The 1,558-nt window shown below is 74.1% G+C and carries 2 protein-coding genes and 1 pseudogene; 1 reads left to right on the top strand and 2 read right to left on the bottom strand.

What is annotated here, in order from left to right; all coding sequences use genetic code 11:
- Positions 1-58 precede the first annotated feature (58 nt).
- Positions 59-331 (bottom strand): annotated as a pseudogene (locus H5J29_RS32155) (glycogen/starch synthase); the annotation flags it as partial.
- Between the two features lie 91 nt (positions 332-422).
- On the opposite strand from H5J29_RS32155, the gene H5J29_RS32150 reads away from it, so the two are divergent.
- Positions 423-1,160 carry a trypsin-like serine peptidase gene (locus H5J29_RS32150; RefSeq protein WP_181784679.1) on the top strand — a complete coding sequence of 246 codons (738 nt, stop codon included), beginning with the start codon at positions 423-425 and terminating at the stop codon, positions 1,158-1,160.
- Here H5J29_RS32150 and H5J29_RS32145 read toward each other — a convergent pair.
- Positions 1,157-1,558 (bottom strand): 1,4-alpha-glucan branching protein domain-containing protein (locus H5J29_RS32145; RefSeq protein WP_181784678.1); only part of this gene is annotated, 402 nt, incomplete at its 5' end. The genes H5J29_RS32150 and H5J29_RS32145 overlap by 4 nt on opposite strands.

Raw genomic sequence — 1,558 nt, 5'->3', positions numbered from 1 at the left:
CTAACTGAACCAGAATCAGTCGTGCTGCCAATTACACCATACCCCAAGGAGGCACATTCACCAGGGTGTGGCCCATCGCGAGCGTCCAGGCCACGAGGTCCCGGGCGAACTCCAGGTGCACGGGGTCCTCCGCGGCGCGGAGCACCCGCACCCCGTCGACGGTCTCGTCGACGGTCGGGTGCGTGGCCGCGTCGGATCCCGTGGGCTGCCGACAGAGCACGACGACCTCGTGCCCGGCCGCGGTCAGCTCGCGGGCCAGGGCGTGCACGTGCCTGCCCAGCCCGCCGACGACCACGGGCGGGTACTCCCAGGAGACCAGCAGCACGCGCATCGCGGTGATCCTGGCAAAGCCCGCCACGGTGCCTGCACGTACCCTGGGGCGCTGCCTGTCAGAGCCTGTCGGGACCGTCGGGGGAGGTGCGATGCGCGGAGCGTCGCGCCTGGTCGTCGCCCTCGCGCTGGTGTCGGTCACCGCCGGCTGCGGGGTCTCCGATCCCGGTCTCGCGGTACCCGACCCCCGGCCCGCGCCCACGCCGACCGCGACCGTCGGTGCGCTGTTCCCCGGCCCGCCTGCGGCGCTGGGGGACCATTTCTGCAGCGGGTCGGTGGTGGACACCCCCACGGGCGACGTCGTGCTCACGGCGGCGCACTGCGTGGCGGAGGGCGACGGCACGCCCGCGGACACCGGGATGTCGTTCGTGCCCGGCTACCACGCGGGCGAGGAGCCCTACGGCGTGTGGACCGTGGACAGCGTCGCCGTCGACCCCCGGTTCCTCGCAGACGCCGACCCGGACTACGACGTCGCGTTCCTCACCGTCTCCGGGCCGGCGCCGATCCAGGACGTGACCGGCGGTTTCCCGGTGGCCTTCGATCCCGGGGTGGGCGACCGGGTGCAGGCCGTCGGCTACCCGATCGAGGACGACGGCCCCACGGTCCGCACCGGCGTCACACAGCGGTACTCGCCGACCCAGCTCGAGCTGCCCGCCCCCGGCCTGGAGGACGGCACCAGCGGCGGGCCGTGGCTGCGGGCCGACGGCGCCGTCGTGGGCCTGACCGGCGGGTACCAGCAGGGCGGCGAGGACTTCGACACCTCGTACTCGACCTACCTCGCTCCAGGGTTCGCCCAGCTGCGCGAACAGGCCGTCGAGCACGCTCCCTAGAGCGTTCGGGCGTCCAGGTGGCCGAAGGGGGTGGGCTCCCAGGTCGCCACCAGCCGCTCCGCCTCCGGGCGGCGGTCGGAGTCCAGCAGGCCCGCGAGCACGGCGACCCGGTCGGCGTGCAGCCGGGCGCGGTCGCGCGCGTAGTCCACGGTGGACCCCGTGCTGACCATGAAGGCCCAGTCGCTCGACAGGGCGAGCAGGGCTTGGGCGGCGAGGGCGTCGAGCAGCCGGTCGCGGCCGAACGACCGTCCCTTGTCGACGGTCGTGAGCAGCCGGTCCTGCACGTCGGCGTTGAGCGCGACGAGATCGGTGACCGCCTCGCCCGCCCACACCCGCCAGTCCTTCCCGGACCCCCACGAGGACTCCGGCAGCTCCACGGGCCCGCCGACCAGGCCGGG

Origin of the sequence: Pseudonocardia pini, assembly GCF_013870575.1 — a bacterium.
Classification (GTDB): Bacteria; Actinomycetota; Actinomycetes; order Mycobacteriales; family Pseudonocardiaceae; genus Pseudonocardia; species Pseudonocardia pini.
Note: the sequence above shows the minus strand (reverse complement) of the source record. Positions and strands in the feature narration are given on the sequence as shown.

Excerpts from the sequence above, each read along its gene's own strand:
- H5J29_RS32150 (WP_181784679.1), top strand. The coding sequence starts at position 423 with ATGCGCGGAGCGTCGCGCCTGGTCGTCGCCCTCGCGCTGGTGTCGGTC.